The sequence below is a fragment of the Jannaschia pohangensis genome, assembly GCF_900113875.1.
GTDB classification, from domain to species: domain Bacteria; phylum Pseudomonadota; class Alphaproteobacteria; order Rhodobacterales; family Rhodobacteraceae; genus Jannaschia; species Jannaschia pohangensis.
Window position 1 is genome coordinate 106,462 of the sequence record NZ_FORA01000002.1, and the last position, 19,607, is coordinate 126,068.

Annotated in this window: 20 protein-coding genes; 14 read left to right on the top strand and 6 right to left on the bottom strand. The window is 64.2% G+C overall.

What is annotated here, in order from left to right:
* Positions 1–198: 198 nt before the first annotated feature.
* Together BM002_RS07460 and BM002_RS07465 are read left to right on the top strand one after the other, a co-directional pair.
* Positions 199–789, top strand: a complete 591-nt coding sequence (locus tag BM002_RS07460; RefSeq protein WP_139212307.1) for a hypothetical protein — start codon at positions 199–201, stop codon at positions 787–789.
* 24 nt (positions 790–813) lie between these two features.
* A complete protein-coding gene (locus BM002_RS07465; RefSeq protein ID WP_092779123.1) occupies positions 814–993 on the top strand; it encodes a nucleotidyltransferase domain-containing protein in 180 nt (59 codons plus the stop codon).
* Positions 994–1,551: 558 nt separating this feature from the next.
* Here the strand turns inward: BM002_RS07465 and BM002_RS07475 are convergent.
* The 5 genes from BM002_RS07475 to BM002_RS07495 all read right to left on the bottom strand — a co-directional run bounded on the left by BM002_RS07475 (position 1,552) and on the right by BM002_RS07495 (position 5,440).
* Positions 1,552–2,025: an Hsp20 family protein gene (locus BM002_RS07475; RefSeq protein ID WP_092779127.1), complete on the bottom strand. Its 474-nt coding sequence runs from the start codon at positions 2,023–2,025 to the stop codon at positions 1,552–1,554.
* 153 nt (positions 2,026–2,178) lie between these two features.
* Positions 2,179–2,400, bottom strand: coding sequence for a DUF3072 domain-containing protein (locus BM002_RS07480; RefSeq protein ID WP_092779129.1), 222 nt, complete (start codon positions 2,398–2,400; stop codon positions 2,179–2,181).
* 43 nt (positions 2,401–2,443) lie between these two features.
* Positions 2,444–2,821 (bottom strand): VOC family protein, encoded by a 378-nt coding sequence (locus tag BM002_RS07485; RefSeq protein ID WP_425431851.1) that lies wholly within the window; start codon positions 2,819–2,821, stop codon positions 2,444–2,446.
* Positions 2,821–4,539, bottom strand: a complete 1,719-nt coding sequence (metG, locus tag BM002_RS07490) for a methionine--tRNA ligase (protein ID WP_092779131.1) — start codon at positions 4,537–4,539, stop codon at positions 2,821–2,823. Before metG ends, BM002_RS07485 begins: the two co-directional genes overlap by 1 nt.
* Before the next feature lie 133 nt (positions 4,540–4,672).
* Positions 4,673–5,440, bottom strand: coding sequence for an NAD kinase (locus tag BM002_RS07495; protein ID WP_092780438.1), 768 nt, complete (start codon positions 5,438–5,440; stop codon positions 4,673–4,675).
* A 265-nt stretch (positions 5,441–5,705) separates the two neighbouring features.
* Between BM002_RS07495 and glyA the strand changes: the two genes are divergently transcribed.
* The 6 genes from glyA (at position 5,706) to BM002_RS07525 (ending at position 11,215) form a co-directional block, all read left to right on the top strand.
* A complete protein-coding gene (gene glyA / locus BM002_RS07500) occupies positions 5,706–7,001 on the top strand; it encodes a serine hydroxymethyltransferase (protein ID WP_092780441.1) in 1,296 nt (431 codons plus the stop codon).
* Positions 7,002–7,078: 77 nt separating this feature from the next.
* Entirely contained in the window at positions 7,079–8,173 is a 1,095-nt protein-coding gene (locus tag BM002_RS07505) for a class II histone deacetylase (RefSeq protein WP_092779133.1), read from the top strand.
* Between the two features lie 90 nt (positions 8,174–8,263).
* Positions 8,264–8,959, top strand: a complete 696-nt coding sequence (locus BM002_RS07510) for a CoA transferase subunit A (protein WP_092780444.1) — start codon at positions 8,264–8,266, stop codon at positions 8,957–8,959.
* 160 nt (positions 8,960–9,119) lie between these two features.
* The gene (locus BM002_RS07515) at positions 9,120–10,193 is read left to right on the top strand and encodes a PAS domain-containing protein (protein WP_092779135.1); all 1,074 of its coding nucleotides are present in this window, start codon (positions 9,120–9,122) and stop codon (positions 10,191–10,193) included.
* A 103-nt stretch (positions 10,194–10,296) separates the two neighbouring features.
* Positions 10,297–10,926 carry a 3-oxoacid CoA-transferase subunit B gene (locus tag BM002_RS07520; protein WP_092779137.1) on the top strand — a complete coding sequence of 210 codons (630 nt, stop codon included), beginning with the start codon at positions 10,297–10,299 and terminating at the stop codon, positions 10,924–10,926.
* Between the two features lies 1 nt (position 10,927).
* The gene (locus tag BM002_RS07525; RefSeq protein ID WP_175484830.1) at positions 10,928–11,215 is read left to right on the top strand and encodes a GNAT family N-acetyltransferase; all 288 of its coding nucleotides are present in this window, start codon (positions 10,928–10,930) and stop codon (positions 11,213–11,215) included.
* Positions 11,216–11,252: 37 nt separating this feature from the next.
* Here BM002_RS07525 and BM002_RS07530 read toward each other — a convergent pair whose 3' ends face one another.
* Positions 11,253–12,077, bottom strand: a complete 825-nt coding sequence (locus BM002_RS07530) for a lytic transglycosylase domain-containing protein (RefSeq protein WP_425431852.1) — start codon at positions 12,075–12,077, stop codon at positions 11,253–11,255.
* Positions 12,078–12,932: 855 nt separating this feature from the next.
* Here BM002_RS07530 and BM002_RS07535 point away from each other — a divergent pair.
* The 6 genes from BM002_RS07535 (at position 12,933) to BM002_RS07560 (ending at position 19,607) form a co-directional block, all read left to right on the top strand.
* Positions 12,933–13,175 carry a hypothetical protein gene (locus BM002_RS07535; RefSeq protein ID WP_092779141.1) on the top strand — a complete coding sequence of 81 codons (243 nt, stop codon included), beginning with the start codon at positions 12,933–12,935 and terminating at the stop codon, positions 13,173–13,175.
* 204 nt (positions 13,176–13,379) lie between these two features.
* Positions 13,380–14,213 carry a Flp pilus assembly protein CpaB gene (gene cpaB / locus BM002_RS07540; protein ID WP_092779143.1) on the top strand — a complete coding sequence of 278 codons (834 nt, stop codon included), beginning with the start codon at positions 13,380–13,382 and terminating at the stop codon, positions 14,211–14,213.
* A 261-nt stretch (positions 14,214–14,474) separates the two neighbouring features.
* A complete protein-coding gene (locus BM002_RS07545) occupies positions 14,475–15,842 on the top strand; it encodes a type II and III secretion system protein family protein (protein WP_092779145.1) in 1,368 nt (455 codons plus the stop codon).
* 4 nt (positions 15,843–15,846) lie between these two features.
* On the top strand, positions 15,847–16,512 hold the full coding sequence (locus tag BM002_RS07550; RefSeq protein ID WP_092779147.1) for an OmpA family protein: 666 nt from the start codon (positions 15,847–15,849) through the stop codon (positions 16,510–16,512).
* A 283-nt stretch (positions 16,513–16,795) separates the two neighbouring features.
* The gene (locus tag BM002_RS07555; RefSeq protein WP_175484831.1) at positions 16,796–18,142 is read left to right on the top strand and encodes a CpaE/TadZ family protein; all 1,347 of its coding nucleotides are present in this window, start codon (positions 16,796–16,798) and stop codon (positions 18,140–18,142) included.
* Between the two features lie 16 nt (positions 18,143–18,158).
* Positions 18,159–19,607 carry a TadA family conjugal transfer-associated ATPase gene (locus tag BM002_RS07560; RefSeq protein WP_092779149.1) on the top strand — a complete coding sequence of 483 codons (1,449 nt, stop codon included), beginning with the start codon at positions 18,159–18,161 and terminating at the stop codon, positions 19,605–19,607.

Genomic DNA, 19,607 nt, shown 5'->3' on the forward strand with positions numbered 1-19,607 from the left:
ACCGCCTGCTCGGCGGTATCTCAAGCGGGCAGATCGAAACCGCGCGCCGGGCGCGGCGCGACCTTCTCATGCTTGGTGACAGGGCGATGGCCGCGATCCTCTACCGATTGGCGACACCCGCTTGGCAGGACAACCCTCAGGGGCCCCGCGCTCGGTATCTTTCGGTCATGCTCATGCTTCTGCAGGAATTGGATCGGGATGCGTTTTCGGCAAGAGGTCGCGCGTCTTTTGGCAACTGACCTGCACCCGGATCACCGCAACACGGTCGAAACCCTGTCCCGTCAGAACAGTCGCGCGCCGGCGTGCCGGATCAACGGAAGGATACCGGTCTTCATCTCGGAGGGTATCGCAGACAGGGACGCGGTCGCCGGGCACATACAGACATGGAGCCAAACACCCGGCCTCTGTCTGCCGGCGATCTCCCGAATCCAGATCGTGCCGGAAGATCCCGGTTTGGTCGAAATCGGGACCCGGACCCTGGTTTTCCCCGAGATTGTCTTGATCTGGCCAAGTGACCGCTCACGCGGCTTGCGTCGATGGTTCCGCGGTCTGACGGCCGAGACGTGGTTCTATTGGAACGTCCGTATTCAGGAGCTTGCCTATAGCGACGGCGGGCCGACCCCCGAGCAGAGGGATGAAGCCCAGCGCTACGCTCGAAGGATGATGGCCAGATCGCGACCCATGATGGGGCGCATCGCCCGCGTCTTGGCTCGGCCGGTCGTTGTGATCATGCGGTATCCGGTGAAGGCCGCCCTCAAATGGCAACTTGCCCGAATGACGAAACGTTGAGAGCTGCACGCAAAGGCTTGCCTCATGATGAATGGCCTGGGGGACAGGATCGTGTCGGTGATCCTGCGCGGATCGCTTGCGCGGGGGTTCGCCAACCCGGCCGACATCGACCTGATGATCGTGCTGCGTGATCCCAGGGAGCGGTCGCCTGTTCTGCCAACGCTGCCGATCCTGCAACTGCCCATCGAGATCGGCGTCCTCTGAGAAGACCACTTCATCGCATCCCCGGAAGGACGGCATCACCGGTTCCTGCTGGCCCATTGCGGCTGGACCCTGGCCGGAACGGATCTGCTCCGGCAGTTGGAACCGTCCCATCTCGGCGCGGTCGCGATCTGACATCTGCGCGGGCTGCTCCGATGGTGGCCAGCGTGTCCGCTGAATTGGTCCGGCGCGCTCGCGGAAAGGCGGATCATCCGCCAATGGCTTGCCACGCGGATGATCCGGGCGCTGTCGGAGGGGGAAATGGTCCGGCGGCGGGTCTATAGCCGGGCCATCTGGCCCTGCCTCAGGCTCGCGACTTTGGCGTGGCCGGGACATGAAACCGACCTGACCCGCATCGCAGGGCAGGCAATCCAACCGGACGGAGCCTTCGCGACATTGCGAGACATGACCCGAACAGCGGCGCCGCTTCTCGAACGGGCGGCGTGGCGGCATCTCGGAAGACCGGTGACCCTTCGAAGCCTCGGATAACACAACAAAACGCGCGCCCCCGTTTCCGAGGGCGCGCTGCTCCTTCAACCGAAGGCACAGTCTTGGGGACGGTTATGCCTCGACGGTCTTGGAGGTTCCTTCGATAGCCTTCGACTCGGCGTTGCGGGCCGGGGCGATCTCGATCCGGCGGGGCTTGAGCGCTTCGGGCACCTGCCGCTCCAGTTCGATGTGCAGCATGCCATCGGCGTGGGACGCGCCGGTCACATGAACATGGTCGGCCAGCTGGAACGACTTCTCGAAAGCGCGCGTGGCAATGCCACGATGCAGGAACGTCCGGCTTTCGTCGGTGTCGGCCTTGCGTGCGGTAATGACGAGTTGCCCGTCCCGCGCCTCGACGTTCAGCTCATCGGCGGTGAACCCGGCGACGGCGATGGAGATGCGGTATTCGGTCTCGCCCAGCTTTTCGATGTTGTAGGGCGGATAGGTCGTGGCCGTGTCGGCGGTCAGCGCCCGGTCCAGAAGGTTGGCCATCCGGTCGAAGCCGACGGTGGCACGGTAGAGCGGTGTGAAATCATAAGCTCGCATTGGGTGCATCCTCTTGAAAGCGATACTGTTTGCGTGGCCCCCTCCGGTTGGTGGACAAGGGCCGGTCTGGTCATCGGACCCTGTTCAGGCATCCGATGAACCAGAGTTGGGAATGCGAACGCGCCGGTTCAAGGGGTCGCGCGGCGAAGGGTTTCAGGCCCCCCGACCCGTCGCCTCTTGCAAGGCGTCGATGCGCTTGGACGCCTCGGCCTTGGTCAGGTCGGCATCGAAGGGTTCGCCCGCTTCTTCGCTCAGGGTCTTGAGATAGCTGGCTTGTGCGCCCGTCATCGCCTCGTCGCCGGTGGTCCAGTCGTCCGGGTCCTTGGCGGCATTGCCGGGGGCGTCCTGCTTCGGGGTGTCGGTAATCTTGTCCATGGGAACTCCTGTTGTCGATGTTCCCCCAACGTTCCGCGCCGGATCAGGTTCCGTCGGCAGGCTGGATCAGGTCCCAGCGGGTACCCCAGGGGTCGCGCCAGACGGCGACGGTGCCATAGGGTTCGACGCGGGGGGCCTCCTCGAAGACGCCACCGGCACCCGTGATCCGGGCGGCATCGGCGGCAAAATCTTCCGAATGCAGGAAAAGCCCGACCCGACCCGCGAATTGGTCGCCAATCACGGCGCTCTGGTCCGGGGATGCGGCCTGCGCCAGCACCAGCTCGGTCGCGCCCGCGCGCACCGTGACCCAGCGTTTGTGCCCCTGGTCGATGTCGTTGGTCAGCGCGAACCCGATGGACGTGAAAAAGGCGATGGCCCGGTCGTAGTCGTCGACCACATAGGCGACCGCCGCCACGCGCATCAGGTGCGGACGCCCGAAAAGCGGGCGGCCCAATCCTCGCGCTGCTCATCCGTGATCTTGGCAAAGAGCACATCCGGCACCACGAAGGCATGTCCGGCGGGAAGTGCCGTCAGCGCCGCCTCCATATCGGTGGGCCAACTGTCGTCGTCGGTCTGCATCCCCGCAAGCATCGCCTCGGCAGCATCGGGAATGAAGGGGCGCGACAGGACGGCATAGACCCGGATCAGGTTCAGGGCCAGCCGGACCTGCGCCGCCGCCCGCTCCGGATCGTCCTTGAAGACGGACCAGGGCGCGGCCTCCTGCAGGTATTCGTTGCCCGCGACCCAGATGGCGCGCAGTTCGGCGGCGGCCTTGCGAATTTCGATGTTGTCCATGTGGGTCTGATAGGCGGCCAGACCGTCGGACAGGCGTCCGATCAGGATCCGCTCCGGCTCACCCATGGATCCGCCCTCGGGGATCGTCTCGCCGAACTTGGCGCGGCAGAATTTGGTGACGCGGCTGACGAAGTTGCCCAACACGTCGGCCAGGTCCTTGTTCACCGAGGTCTGGAAGTTCTCCCAGGTGAATTCCGTGTCCGAATTCTCTGGCACATGCGACAGCAGCCACCAGCGCCAATAGTCGGCGGGCAGGATCGACAGAGCCTGATCCATGAAGACGCCCCTGCCCTGCGACGTGCTGAACTGGCCGCCGTCATAGTTGAGGTAGTTGAAGGACTTGAGGTAATCGACCTTCTTCCACGGCTCGCCCGACCCGATCAGTGTCGCGGGGAAGCTGAGCGTGTGGAAGGGCACGTTGTCCTTGCCCATGAACTGCACATAGCGGACATCGTCGGCCCCCTCGTCCTCGCGCCACCAGCGGCGCCAGGCGGCCTCGGGCTGGCCGTTGGCATCGGCCCATTCGGCCGTGCCCGCGATGTATTCGATGGGCGCATCGAACCAGACATAGAAGACCTTGCCCTCCATCCCCGGCCAGGGTTCGCCATCGCGCAGGACGGGCACGCCCCAGTCAAGGTCGCGGGTGATGCCACGGTCCTGCAACCCGTCACCGTCGTGCAGCCACTTCTTGGCGATGGAGGTGGTCAGGACCGGCCAGCCGTCCTGACCGTCGATCCAGGCATCGAGATCGCCGCGCAGCTTCGACTGGCGCAGGAACAGATGCTTGGTTTCACGCACCTCCAGATCGGTGGAGCCCGAGATGGCGGAGCGCGGCTCGATCAGGTCGGTGGGGTCCAGCTGCTTGGTGCAATTCTCGCATTGGTCGCCGCGCGCCCGGTCATAGCCGCAGTTGGGGCATGTGCCTTCGACGTAGCGGTCGGGCAGAAAGCGTCCGTCGGCGTTGGAATAGACCTGTCGCGATGACCGCTCGTCGATCAGGCCCGCGTCGGCCAGGCGCGCCGCGAAATGCTGCGTCAGGGCGTGATTGCGCTGCGATGACGACCGCCCGAAATGATCGAAGGACAGGCGGAAGCCATCGGCCAGATCCTTCTGGACCTGCCACATCTCGGCACAATAGTCGGCCACCGGCTTGCCCGCCTTCTTGGCGGCCAGTTCGGCCGGGGTGCCATGTTCGTCGGTGGCACAGATGAACATCACCTCCTGACCCCGGGCGCGCAGGTAGCGGGCATAGAGGTCGGCAGGCAGCTGACTGCCCACGAGGTTTCCCAGGTGCTTGATCCCGTTGATATAGGGGATGGCGGAAGTGATGAGCGTGCGGGTCATTCCGGCGGTCCTTCGTCTTTGGTCCGACAAGCGCTCTAGCGCGCCGATGTCCAAAGGGCCACTGCCAAGATGGTCCATGAGCCCCGCGCGTGGGCCATCGGTCCGTCCAACCGTGGGCGCGGTCGGCGCCGGTTCAGGTGAACTGTTCGCGCAGCAGGCGCTCTTCCAGCCCGTGCCCCGGATCGAAGAGCAGGCGGTGGCTGACCGAAGGCTCGCTCGCCACTTCGACGGAGACCACGTCGCGCACCGACTGGCCATCGGCCTCGGCCATCATGGGCCGCTTGTCGGGGTCGATCACGTCAAAGCAGACCCGCGCCGACTTGGGCAGCAGCGCGCCGCGCCATCTCCGGGGCCGAAAGGCGGACATCGCCGTCAGCGCCAGGACGCCCGACCCGATGGGCACGATCGGGCCGTGGGCCGAATAGTTGTAGGCCGTCGATCCGGCGGGCGTCGCAACCAGCGCGCCGTCACAGACCAGCTCCGCCATCCGTTCCTTGCCGTCGATGGTGATGCGCAGCCGCGCGGCCTGTGGCCCCGCGCGCAGCAGCGACACCTCGTTGATGGCCAGAGCCTCGACCACTTCGCCGCCCTGCCGGGTCGCGACCATGCGCAACGGGTTGATCGTCGCCTCCTCGGCCTGGGCCAGGCGCCCGGTCAGACCGGTCTCGCGGTAGTCGTTCATCAGGAACCCGACGGTGCCGCGATTCATCCCGTAGACCGGCGCATCGATGTGCATCGTGCCGTGCAACGTCTGGAGCATGAAGCCGTCGCCACCCAGTGCGACGATCACCGCCGCATCCGCCGGGTCGACCTGGCCATAGCGGTCGGTCAGCCGGGTCAGGGCTGTCTGGGCCTCGGGCGTGTCGGAGGCGAGAAAGGCGATGTTCTTTGCGCGCGGCATGGGAGGCAAGGTCTGGGCGATGGCCGGGGTCGATGCAAGGGGCAAGGCAGCCGCGATCCCGGCGGCGTCCGCGTTTCGCACGGTCAAATCCTGTGCCGCCCTCGCGCCGTCGGTCGTCGCGGTGTCGCCGCCAGACCGCGCGCGGTCGCAGGCGAAACACGGGGGTCCGCCCCGCTGTGACACGAGGTGGCAGGACGCTGTTCGCGGCTTTTCACCGGGGTCGGTTCGGCGTATGACCCCGCCACGTCTTCAGGAGGATCTGCCCATGAACGCCCCGCATCGCGACACCGGTTTCTTCACCCGTGGATTGGCCGAGACCGATCCAGAAATCGCCCGCGCCACCGAACAGGAGCTGGGTCGGCAGCGCGACGAGATCGAGCTGATCGCCTCCGAGAACATCGTCAGCCGCGCCGTCATGGAAGCGCAGGGTGGCGTGATGACCAACAAATACGCCGAGGGCTATCCGGGGCGGCGCTACTACGGCGGCTGCCAATACGTCGATATCGCCGAGGAACTGGCGATTGATCGCGCCAAGCAGCTGTTCGGCTGCGGTTTCGCCAATGTGCAGCCCAATTCAGGCAGCCAGGCGAACCAGGGTGTCTTCACCGCCCTCCTCCAGCCGGGCGACACGATCCTCGGCATGTCGCTGGACGCGGGTGGTCACCTAACCCACGGCGCGCGACCGAACCAGTCGGGAAAATGGTTCAACGCCATTCAATACGGCGTCCGCCAGCAGGACCTGACGCTGGACTACGACCAGGTGCAGGACCTGGCAACAGAGCATCAGCCCAAGATGATCATCGCGGGCGGTTCGGCCATTCCCCGGATCATCGACTTTGCGAAGATGCGTGAAATCGCCGACAGCGTGGGGGCCTACCTTCTGGTCGACATGGCGCATTTTGCCGGTCTGGTGGCGTCGGGCCATTATCCATCGCCCTTCCCCCATGCCCATGTCGCGACCACCACGACGCACAAGACGTTGCGCGGGCCGCGCGGCGGCATGATCCTGACCGATGACGAGGCGCTGGCGAAGAAGATCAACTCCGCCATCTTCCCGGGCATCCAGGGCGGCCCGCTGATGCATGTGATCGCAGGCAAGGCCGTCGCCTTCGGCGAGGCCCTGCGCCCCGGCTTCAAGGACTATCAGGCGCAGGTCATCAAGAACGCGCAGGCTCTGGCCGACCAATTGATGAAGGGTGGCCTCGATATCGTCACCGGCGGCACCGACACGCATCTGATGCTGGTCGACCTGCGCCCCAAGGGCGTCAAGGGCAACGCGACCGAGGCGGCGCTTGGCCGGGCCTATATCACCTGCAACAAGAACGGCATCCCGTTCGACGACGAAAAGCCGACGATCACCAGCGGCATCCGCCTGGGCTCCCCCGCCGGCACGACGCGCGGATTTGCCGAGCCGGAATTCCGCCTGATCGGGGACCTTATCGTCGAGGTGGTCGATGGCCTGGCCGCGAATGGCCCGGACGGCAATGCCGAGGTCGAAGCCTCGGTCCGGGCCCGGGTGCAGGAGCTTTGCGACCGCTTCCCGATCTATCCGGACCTCTGAGCGGCACGAACCTTTCCTCCGAAAGGTCTGACCAGAAACCTGGTGAAATCTCTGGCGCCACTGTGCATGGTGGCGCCATGACAACCGGGTTCTTCTTTGACGAGCGGTGCTTCTGGCACGGGGGCGGCAACTACGCCCAGATGGCGCCTGTGGGCGGGCTGGTGCAGCCGATCGCGGGCGGTGGCGGCCTTCCCGAGGATCCGGAGACGAAACGGCGGCTCGTCAATCTGATGCGGGTGACCGGCCTGATGGACGCGCTCGACACCCGCTCGGCCGCCCCCATGACACGCGAGGATCTGCTTCGGGTGCACCCCTCCGCCTATCTCGACGTGTTCAAGACCGCCTCGGATTCGGGCGGAGGGGAAATCGGGATGCGCGCGCCCTTCGGGCCCGGCGGCTACGAGATTGCGGCCCTTTCGGCGGGCCTCGTCGGTGACGCGCTCGATGCCGTTCTGCGCGATCGATTGACCAATGCCTATGCCCTCAGCCGCCCGCCGGGGCACCATTGCCTGCCGGACAGGCCCAACGGTTTCTGCCTTCTGGCCAATATCGCGCTGGCGATCCGACGGTCGCAGGCGGCAGGGCTCTGCGGCAAGGTCGCGGTGCTCGACTGGGATGTCCATCACGGCAACGGGACCGAGGCGATCTTTGCCGATGACGCCGACGTTCTGACCGTCTCGATCCATCAGGAAAACAACTACCCCCTGGATACGGGCCAATTCGATACCGACGCCAAGGCCAACCTCAACATCCCCCTGCCACCTGGCAGCGGTCATGTCATCTATCTGGAAACGATGGAGCGGCTGGTCTTGCCCGCCCTGCGCGCCCATGCGCCCGATGTGATCATCATCGCCTGCGGCCTCGACGCCGCGGTGCTGGACCCGCTCGGGCGGATGCTGGCAACGGCCGAAACCTTCCGCGCGATGACCCGCATGGTGATGGATCTGGCCGATGACATCTGCGGCGGGCGTCTGGTGATGGCCCATGAGGGCGGTTATTCCGAGGTCTACGTGCCGTTCTGCGGCCATGCCGTCATCGCCGAGATGGCGGGCGGCGCGATCACAGCCCCCGACCCTTTCGCCGCGATCTTCGACAAGCGACAGCCGGGGGCAGCCTTCGACCGCTTCGCCTCGGGCCTGATCGGCGAGATGGTGGCGGCGCGGGGCGACTAGCCCCCTGCGTCACAATGGCCCGACCGATTGCTTGCAACGCCGCGACTCGGTATGCCTTGGTCCACGAACAATTTCGCCGGGGACGATGCGATGAAGAAGGTCTATGGATCGGCGGCGGAAGCGCTGGATGGGGTGCTTTTCGACGGGATGTTCATCGCGGCAGGCGGTTTCGGCCTTTGCGGCATTCCCGAACTTCTGCTCGCCGCGATCAAGGACGCCGGGACAAAGGACCTGACCTTTGCGTCCAACAATGCCGGCGTGGATGATTTCGGGATCGGCATCCTCCTCCAGACGCGGCAGGTCAAGAAGATGATCAGCAGCTACGTGGGCGAGAACGCGGAATTCATGCGGCAGTACCTTTCGGGCGAGCTGGAGCTGGAATTCAACCCCCAGGGCACCCTGGCTGAGCGGATGCGCGCCGGTGGCTGCGGAATCCCCGGCTTCTACACCAAGACCGGCGTCGGAACGGTTATTGCAGAGGGCAAGGACCACAGGGACTTCAACGGCGAGACCTATATCCTGGAGGAGGGCATCGTGGCCGACCTCTCGATCGTCAAGGCGTGGAAGGCGGATGCGACCGGAAACCTGATCTTCCGGAAGACCGCGCGAAACTTTAACCCGCCCGCCGCGATGTGTGGTAAAGTATGCATCGCGGAGGTGGAGGAGATTGTGCCGACCGGCTCATTGGACCCGGACGGCATTCATTTGCCGGGTATCTATGTGCATCGATTGATCCAGGGGGAACACGAAAAACGAATCGAACAGCGGACCACACGCGCAGCTTGACCCTGCGCAGGTTCAGGCGCGGCCAGACCCCGCGCCTTGTTCGATCCGGAAGTCTGGGACGGAAGACCGGGGTGGGGACCCCGAACGCCACTGCCGACGGGCCCCGTCTGGTGTAGGCACAGGACTAGAGGAGGAACGACCACTGTCTACTGACAACGATATGAACGGCACCGCTGCCGTTCCGAAGCGGCGCGAGCAGCCAGGCGGCTCGGACCGCCCGCAGCGCAAACTTGCCGGCGTGATCAACGATCAGGAGGTGATCGCCGGGTTCAGCCGGGTCAAGGTCGCCATGGTCCTGTCCGATCCGCGGGCCGAAGACAATCCGATCGTCTACGTCAACGCGGCCTTCGAAAAGACGACGGGCTATGACCGTTCGGCCGTGGTCGGGCGCAACTGCCGTTTCCTGCAGGGCGAAATGACCGACAAGCGGGACGTCGACAGGATCCGGACCGCGCTCGAGGCGGGGGAGGACGTGAGCGTCGACATCACGAACTACCGCGCCGACGGCAAGCCGTTCCTGAACCGCCTGACGATCGCGCCCATATTCGATGCCGATGGCGAAGTCCTGTATCATCTGGGCATCCAGAAGGAGCTTTACGCCTCCGAGCGGGAAGAGAGCGAAGCGGATGCCATGCTCGTCAACATGCGCGCGCGCGTGCAGGACGACCTGTCATTGGTGCTGGCCGGGATCGGCGAGATCGAGGGCCAGGGCGACCCCCATGCCTTCGAGGCCGTCGCGCGGCGTCTGGAATGCCTGCAACTGGCTTACGAATCGATCAAGCTGGCCGATGATACGAAGACCGGCGTCCGGGGCATCGACCTTGGCGCCCTGATCAGCCGCGTCGCCGCCGCCATCGCCCACGAAGAGGGACGTGCGGGCCTCCGCTATGTCCAGAACATCGAACCGCTGGCCGTCAATCTTGACGCGGCGGTCCGCAGCGCGCTTCTGCTCTCCGAAGTGCTGTCGAACGCGTTTCACCATGCCTTCGACCGCCTTGACGAGGGCTTTGTCGAATTGCGCCTGACGCGCCTCGCCTCGGGCGGTTTGCGGATGGTCGTCACGGATGACGGGGTCGGCCTGCCCAACAATGCTCCGTTCCCCGACCCCGACAAGATCGGCGGGCGGCTGATCAACACGCTGGTTGACGGTCTGGATGCCACGATCACGCCGGTGCGCGGTGCCGGCGGCACGGTCGTGATGATCGACATTCCTACGGGGATCACCGACGTCTGATCGTCGCGGCCCCGATGGCGGCACTGGAAACCGCCCTTGATCCGTCCTAGCAAGGTGTGACCGTGTTCCCCCGATGGGGCGCGCCGCACGATAAGGATGAGACATGCCCTGGGATCGCAATCAGATGGCCGCCCGCGCCGCGCAGGAACTTCAGGACGGCTGGTACGTCAATCTTGGCATCGGCATTCCGACCCTGGTGTCCAACTATATTCCCGACGGGATCGAAGTGACGCTTCAGTCGGAAAACGGAATGCTCGGGATGGGCCCCTTCCCGATCGAGGGGACCGAGGATGCCGACCTGATCAACGCGGGCAAGCAGACGATCACGGAACTGCCCCAGACCGCGTATTTCGATTCGGCCCAGAGCTTCGGGATGATCCGGGGCGGCAAGATCGCCATGGCGATCCTGGGCGCGATGGAAGTGTCGGAGAATGGTGACCTGGCGAACTGGATGATCCCCGGCAAGCTGGTCAAGGGGATGGGCGGCGCGATGGACCTTGTCGCGGGCGTCGGGCGGGTCGTCGTCGTGATGGATCATGCCAACAAGCATGGCGAATCCAAAGTTCTGCGCGACTGCACGCTGCCGCTGACCGGCAAGGCCGTGGTGGACCGGATCATCACGAACCTCGGCGTTCTCGACGTGGTCGAGGGCGGGTTGAAGATCGTGGAACTGGCCGACGGCGTGACCGAACAGGAGCTGCGCGACCTGACCGAAGCGACGCTGGTCGCCTGAGGTGGAAGGGGCCACGATCACGCGCGAAGACGGGCCGTCCGGTGGTCGATGGGTTCTCGTCCGCGACGGCATCGAGGCCGAGATGACCTATTCCAAGCTCGGCACCACGACGATCATCGTCGACCACACCGGCGTGCCCGACGCCTTTCGTGGCCAGGGCGCGGGGCTTGCCCTTGCTGAACGGATGATCGCGGACATGCGCGCCGAAGGCCTGCGGGTCATCGCGCTCTGCCCCTTCGTCAAGGCGCAGGCGCGCAAGCATCCCGAATGGGCCGACGTCGTCGAATAGAAGAAGTGCCGCGCCGGAGCCCTCCGACACGAAAGGATCAGCCGCCGACCAGCGACGGATCGAACACGCAGCCATCCCCCGGCAGTTGCGGCGGTGTCGCACAGATCATGCGGGCCACGTTCCAGGCCGCCAGAACCTTGGGCACATAGGCGCGCGTCTCGCTGAAGGGTGGCACGCCCGCGTGGCGGCGCACGGCCCCTTCCCCGGCATTGTACCCCGCAAGGGCAAGCACCGGGTCATTGTGGAATTCCTTCATCAACCAATCGAGATAGGCCACGCCGCCGCGGATGTTCTGGCCCGGGTCGCGGGAATCGGTGACGCCGAACCGCTCAGCTGTGGCCGGGATCAGCTGCATCAGGCCCGTCGCACCCTTGTTGGATACCGCATCGATACGCCCCGCCGATTCGACCGAAATCAGCGCCAGGATGAGCGCGGGCGACACCCGCGTCCCGACCGATCGGGCCAGGATGTCACGTCCGTGAAGCTTGGCGATATTGCGCATGTGCTCCAGCGACGGGGCACGCACCCCACTGCTCGATGGCGGACGAGACGCGACCTGCACGGCCTGCAGGAAACGCCCGCTCTGCGGTTCGATGCTGGGGGAGACGGCGGACCAGAACCACGCCTGATCCCCGGTGCGCCCGCCCTGCGGTTCGGACGGGCGTGTCTCGGTACTCGCGACTTGCGGCAAGGCCTGTGACGCGGGCCGAGGGGCGACCACGGGGGGCGGGTCAATCTGGATGTTGATCCGATTTGTCGATCCGCTCGCCGGGGGGCGCAACTTCTTGAAGGTGAAGTCCGCTGCTGCCGGGCTGGCCGATATGGACAGCGACAGGGCCGCCGCAAGGGCGCCTGCAATCATATATTTCATGTCAGCCTGCTCAGCCTGTTTGGTCGGGGTCCGTTGATCGGATCCTCCGCTATGGGGCGAAGATGCCATTTTTCGGACGCCGCGGGCAAATACTCCTGAAAATTCGTTGTCGAGTTGTGACAATTGCCGCGCGAAAGGCCCCGGAGCGACGCAAACGCCCCGCAATCGGGCTGATCGCCCGGCGTCTTGTTTCCAGTTTTGCGTCAATTCCTGCGAAAAATCGCTTTGTCCCCAATTTGAACCGAATTGGACACGTTCTCGCCTCAATTGCCCTGCATCTTGAGAACATCCGCAAATGACGGGCGATGGCAGACCGCCCCGAACATCGTGGATCAATAAGCACCGAGACACTCGGGCAGGAAATGTGACGATCGAGCAGTCCCACCTTCTGTTGGCAGGCAGAAAGGACCAAGAGGAAACCGTCACACCATTCCATCGGTTCAAGATGCCGAGGGACAGGGGGTCGTGCTGGCAGGCGCGGCCCCCACTCCGTTTCAGCGGCGACTCGGGGTGCCCGGCTCGCATGAACGGGCAAAGATATCGGCTCGCCCGGATATTTGGCGTGGAGACTTGGTCGAACGGCTCCCTTGGCCTGCGGGAATCGTGGAATCCTCCCTGCCCCCGGATCCGATCTGCGCAGGCATTGCCTGGGGCAAAAAATACAAGTTTGTTAAAATTCAAATAGTTGCGGTTTTCGCAACATGGTTTGACCCGCAACTTTCCGCTGACTTGTCCTGATCCTGTCTCATTCCCGCCCAGATTGACCGCCAGAACAGGGTCATCGAAAGGGCAACAACAACCCGACGATGTGAAACCAACGCTGACCATCTTTTAAGGAACAAACAGATGCTGAACATGATCAAGACTTTCGCCGCCGACGAAGCTGGTGCCGTGACCGTTGACTGGGTTGTGCTGACCGCCGCCCTCGTTGGCCTGGGCCTCGCCGTCATGGGCGTCGTTTCGAACGGTATCGAGAACCTGTCGACCGACATCACGACCGCTCTGTCGGACGACGATCCCCAGAACGAGACCGAGACCAACAACATCTTCACGCGCAACTCGGAAGGTGGCACCACCACCACGCCGTAATAAGACGCATCGCTTCGGCGATATGAACGGAACGCGCTTCGGGCCATTGCCCGGGGCGCGTTTCCATTTGTGCCCTTCCCCTACGACAAGGGCCCCGGGTTCACGTCTTCACCCCGCGCGTTCCATGGTATTGCCGCATTCCCCGGCCATTTCGGAAACGATCGCCGCCGACTCGCGGCTTGGCATTAACGAGGAAACAGACCGATGCGCCTCATCTTTGGACTTCTCATGATCGTGGGGCTGGGACTTGCCGGCTTCGCCATCCACACCGCCAAGGGGCGGTTCGACCAATATCAATCCGCACTGACCGAAACGCAGAATGCCGTCATTCCGGTCACGGACGTTTTCGTCGTCAAGCGTCAGCTCAAGTATGGTGACGTCCTGCAACCCGATGACGTTCAGGCCGTCGCCTGGCCCGCCGACCATGTGCCCGCCGGAGCCCTTCGCACGATGGATGAGATCTTTCCGCCGGGCAATCAGGGACAGCGGACCGTTCTGCGCGTGATCGAACGCGATGAGCCGCTTCTGGCAACCAAGGTGACCCTGCCCGGCGCCGACGCCGGCCTGGCCGCCGCCCTGACCCCGGGGATGCGCGCCTTTACCTTGACGGTCGACGTGCGCTCCGGCGTGTCCGGCTTCCTGCGTCCGGGCGACCGCGTCGATGTCTACTGGACCGGAACGGGCCAGAACGGTGGCGTCACCCGCCTGATCCACGCAAGCCTTCCGCTGATCGCGATCGACCAGATCACCGACGAAGAACGCAACAATCCGACCATTGCCCGCACGGTGACGGTGGAGTCCCCGCCCGAGATCATCGCCAAGCTGGCCCAGGCCCAAGCCACCGGTCGCCTGACCCTGGCCCTGGTCGGTGTGAACGACGACACGACAGCGGCCCCGACGGAGGCCGGTATCGAGGCGATCATCGGCGAGCGGGCGCAGCCCGAGCGCGTCGAGGCCCCCAAGGTCTGCGTCATCCGGACCCGCAAGGGCACCGAGTTCATCGAAGAGCCGGTGGACTGCCCGACCGAAGAGGGCTGATCGCGACCCGAAAACCGCTTGCACGCGCATCGCAGGCACGGCACGTCTCCCGACGATCGGGGGGCGTGTTTTCGTTTGCGAAGGCCGTTGCAGACCGTTTTGAATGTGGCCGAAAAGCGGCAGGGTGTGACCCTGTAGCCCGACAATCCCATAGAAATATCAGTAAAAGTTGCAATGAGAGTCGTATCTGGCATGCTGTCCGGGATGTGGGCGTAAAGACCCGCACCGTTTTAGAGCAGCGTGATCAGAGAGGCAGGTCACATGAAATTCCGCATGATTCTTCGGGCGGCAATGCTCGGGGTCTTGGTTTCGGCCAGCCCTGTTGCAGACGCATACGCCCAAACCCTTCGCATCAGTGAAGGTCGTACCCAATCCCCGCTCCAGGTTCCGCTTAACCGCGCCCTGGTGTTGGAAAGCGACGTTCCGTTCGCAGAGCTTTCGGTGGCAAACCCGCTGATCGCCGATATTGCGACACTCTCGGAGCGGTCGGTCTATGTTCTCGGCAAGTTGCCCGGACGGACCACGCTGACCCTTCTGGCGCCCGATGGTCGCCTGATCACGAACGTCGAGGTCCAGGTCATCCCGGACATCGCCGAATTCAAGGAACGGCTGAGCCAACTGCTTCCGGGTGAGCACATCGAAGTGCGCACGGCCAACGACGGCATCGTGCTGTCCGGTATCGTGTCTTCGGTTCAGAAACTCGACCAGGCGCTTGAAATCGCCGAGCGTTATGCCCCCGAGCGGGTCATGAACCTCATGGTCGTCGGCGGCACCCAGCAGGTGCAGCTCAAGGTCCGGTTCGCGGAAATGTCGCGCAACCTGAGCAAGGAACTGGGCGCATCGCTCGGCATCGGTGGTACCGATCTGAACGGTGGCGGCTTCACGGGCACCACGGGTGTTGCAGCCAACGCAGGCTCCTTGCAACTGAACTTCGGCACCACATCGCTGAACTTCAACGTGCTGCTCCAGGCGCTCGAGGAAAAGGGCGTCGTTCGCACCCTGTCGGAACCCAACCTGACCGCCCTTTCGGGCCAGACGGCACAGTTCCTGGCCGGTGGCGAGATCCCCGTCCCCGTCCTGAGTGACGAAGGGAATGTCGGCATCGAGTTCAAGCCGTTCGGCGTCGGACTCGAGTTCACGCCCACGGTCGTGGATGAGGACATCATCAACCTGGTGATGAAGAGCGAAGTTTCGTCGATCGTCGATTCGGGGACCGATACGGTCACCGGCGCGTCGATCCCGACCCTGCGGACCCGTCGGGCCCAGACCACGGTCGAACTTCGTGACGGTCAGAGCTTTGCCATCGCGGGCATCCTGCAGGATGACTTCGAGGACAGCGCTTCGCAGGTGCCGTTCCTGGGTGACCTCCCGGTTCTGGGTGCGCTTTTCCGGTCCGCCGGTTACCAGCGTCGTCAGACCGAACTGGTCATCATCGTTACCGCCAACCTCGTGAACCCCACCTCGGGTGACGCGCTGCTGGTCCCCACGGACCGCATCCGCCCGCCCACCGAGAACGAGCTGTTCCTCTATGGTCGCGTCTCGGCCGGTCAGTCCTCCACCAGCGCCTCGTCGCGCGGAGATGCTGCCGACCAGGACTTCTCGGGCAACTATGGCTACGTTCTGGAGTAAGATCATGAAAAAACAGAACTTCACACGCCGCGCCATCGTCGGAGCCCTGGGCCTCTCAGCCCTCGGCGCCTGCACCGGGACCAAGCTCAACAATGTCGCCGGGGCCGAAATCGACGAAGGCACCTTCGGCAATCCGACCATGCAGAACATGCTGGTCATGAGCGGCGAAGTCTCCGCCATCAGCCACCTGGGATCACGCTTCGCGGCCGAAGTCCCGACGACCATCAACTTCGCCTTCAACAGTGCAAGTCTCGATGGAACGGCGCGTGGCATCCTCGACCAGCAGGCGAATTTCATTCGTCAGTTCCCCGAGGTCCGGTTCAGCGTCTACGGTCACACCGACAAGGTGGGATCGGCGGCCTACAACCAGAACCTCGGTCGTCGCCGGGCCCAGGCCGCCGTGTCCTACCTCGTGCAGCGCGGTATCTCCCGCTCGCGTCTGGATGCCCTGGTCAGCTTCGGTGAGGAGCGCCCGGTTGTTCCCACGAACGGGCAGGAACGCGCGAACCGCCGGACCGTCACCGAAGTCGCAGGCTTCGTGGCCGGCAACCCGCTGGTTCTCGACGGCAAGTATGGCCAGATTGTGTACCGCCGGTATACCGGCCGCTTCACCGCTCCTGCGGGATCGGTCACGAGTGGCGGAAGCGCGGGCGCGACCAGCGGCGGCTGAGGCCTCCCGACCAGAGACCACACGATCAAACCCCCGCCCGGGACTCTCGGGCGGGGGTTTTTCTTTGTGGACAGTTTTCGGTGTCCCGAACCCACTCCGTCGCCGGCCCCGAAACAGTCCCGTCCGTTTCCAATAATTTCATCTTTTGCGTCCAATTGTTGCCCGAATTCCCCGTCACAACTCGGGAAAGCGGGGTTGATCCCTGCGCCCGGGAATCAAAGGGAAGAAGCCCTGTCCCGGTCCTTTATCCGCCCTTTGCGGCACAAAGAATTGGTGAGTCCCGATGGCAAGCAATCTAGCCGTACTCCCCGAACCCGCCCCGCTGCGTGCGGTTACGGTTTCGCGCGACGTGCAGGAATTCGATCTGCTGATCGAGGATATGGAAGCAGAACTTGGGGAAGGATGGGGCGACCTCAGCTTTGCCGAGTCGCTTGAATTCCTGCGCCAGGACGAAGCAGAGGATCTCGAGTTCATCGTCCTCGCCGTCGATCACGAGGATGAGCCGCGCCTGTCGCAGATCGCCGATGTCATCCGCCAGGCCAAGCGCGCCGGTCTCAAGGTGATTCTCGTCGCCGACGGCCTGGGCCCCGTCACGCTTCACGAATTGCTGCGGTCGGGCGCCGATGATTTCGCCCCCTACCCGCTTCCCGAAAATGCCTTGTCCGAGGCGATCGCCCGCATCCGCGTCCCCGGCCCAGCCGCCGCATCCGACGTGATGCAGCGTGCCGGCGCCGATGACATCGACGCGAACGGCGCCGTACCGCAGGCGGGTGGAATGATCCGCACGGGCGGTGGCAACGCCGGCGAAGGCGCTTTGTTCGCCGTTCAGTCCGCCGCCGGCGGCGACGGCGCGACGACCCTTGTCGTCAACCTCGCCTGGGAATTGGCGACGGGATCCAAGAAAGACATGCCGTCGGTCTGCGTCATCGACCTGGGGCTGCAATTCGGCTCCGTCGCGACCTATTTCGACTTGCCGCGCAAGCCGATGATCTACGAAGTCCTGTCGGACGTGTCGTCCATGGACGAACAGGCGTTCCGCCAGGCCCTCGGGCACTACAAGGACAAGGTGTCGGTCTTCACGGCCCCCGCCGAGATCCTGCCGCTCGACTTCATCGGGCCCGACGACGTGACCGAGCTGTTGTCGCTGGCCCGCAAGTGCTTCGACATCGTCATCGTCGACATGCCCGCCACCGTCACCGGCTGGACGGATACGGTTCTCGACCTGTGCGATCTGTATTTCCTGGTCTGCGGGCTCGAGGTGCGGTCGGCTCAGAACGCGCTCCGCTTCAAGAAGCTCCTGAAAACCGAAGGCCTTGCGGTCGAACGGCTGGCCATGGTCATGAACCGCGCGCCGGGCAAGATGGACATGGGCGGACGTGGACGCGTCGACAAGATGGCCGACAGTCTGGATGTGAAATTCCACGCGGTGCTGTCCGATGGCGGCAAGCAGGTGACCGAGGTCAACGATCAGGCCGTCCCGCTCAGCACGATGGCGCCCCGCAATGCGCTCACCAAGGACATTCAGAAAATGGCCCATGGCCTGCTGGAGGCCCGCGAGGCCATCACCAGCGGTCAGGCTGGTGCGAAGAAGCCTGCCAAAAAGGGCATCTTCGGGCTGAGCTTCGGCTGATCGAGAGGATAGATAAATGTTTTCCCGTTACAAGAAGCCCCAGATGGACGGTGCCAAGCCGGTCGACGCCTCTCAGAAGCCGTCGGCCGAAGTGGCTGCCAAGGCCGCCCCGGTCACCAAGACCCCCGCCCCCAAGGCGGCGGCCAAGCCCGCCCCTGCGGTCCCGGTCAGCGACGACAAGGAAACCAAGCGCCGCGAGCGTATCGAGGGTCTCAAGACCGAGATGCATCACCGGCTGCTGGACAACCTGAACCTCGCCGCCCTCGACAAGGTCGACCCGGCGGCGCTGCGGTCCGAAATCGTGTCCATCACGACCGAGGAACTCGCCGATATGGGCGTTGTCCTTGGCCGTGAAGACCGCGACACGCTCAACACCGAACTCTTCGACGAAGTCATGGGCCTCGGCCCGCTGGAGCCGCTGCTGCAGGACGACACCGTCAACGATATTCTGGTGAACGGTCCGCACAACATCTACATCGAACGCGCCGGCAAGCTGACCAAGTCGCCGATCCGCTTCAAGGACGAAAAGCACCTGATGCGGATCATCGACAAGATCGTGTCGGCCGTGGGCCGTCGCGTCGATGAATCGAACCCCTATGTCGACGCCCGTCTCAAGGACGGCTCGCGCTTCAACGCGATGGTCCCGCCGGTGGCCGTCGACGGATCGCTCGTCTCCATTCGTAAGTTCAAGAAGGAAAAGCTGGCGATTGACGATCTCGTCAAGTTCGGCGCCTTCAACGAGGAAATGGCCGCCTATCTTCAGGCCGCTGTCGCCTGTCGCCTGAACGTCATCGTCTCGGGCGGTACCGGTTCGGGTAAGACGACCACGCTGAACGCCCTGTCGTCCTTCATCGGTCAGACCGAGCGCGTGCTGACGATCGAGGATACGGCGGAACTTCAGCTCCAGCAGGATCACGTGGGCCGGATGGAAAGCCGCCCGCCCAACGTTGAAGGCAAGGGCGCCGTCACGCAGCGCGACTGTCTGCGCAACGCCCTGCGGATGCGTCCGGACCGGATCATCGTGGGTGAAACGCGTGGCGAGGAAGTGATCGACATGCTTCAGGCCATGAACACCGGCCACGACGGCTCGATGACGACGATCCACGCCAACAACGCCCGCGACGGTATCAGCCGATTGGAAAACATGGTCGCAATGGCCGGTATCGAAATGCCGCTCAAGGCCGTCCGCGCCCAGATCGCCTCGGCCGTGAACCTGATCGTGCAGGCCTCGCGCCTCCAGGACGGCTCGCGCCGGATGGTCTCGATCACCGAAGTGACGGGGATGGAGGGTGAAGTCATCACCCTGCAGGAAGTTTTCCGCTACGAGCGCCTTGGCCTCGAACAGGATGGCCGCATCGTCGGCCGCTTCACCGCAACGGGCATCCGCAGCCACTATTCCGATCGCTTCAAGGCATGGGGCTACGACCTGCCCGCCTCGATCTACGAACCCGCAGGGAACCGCTGA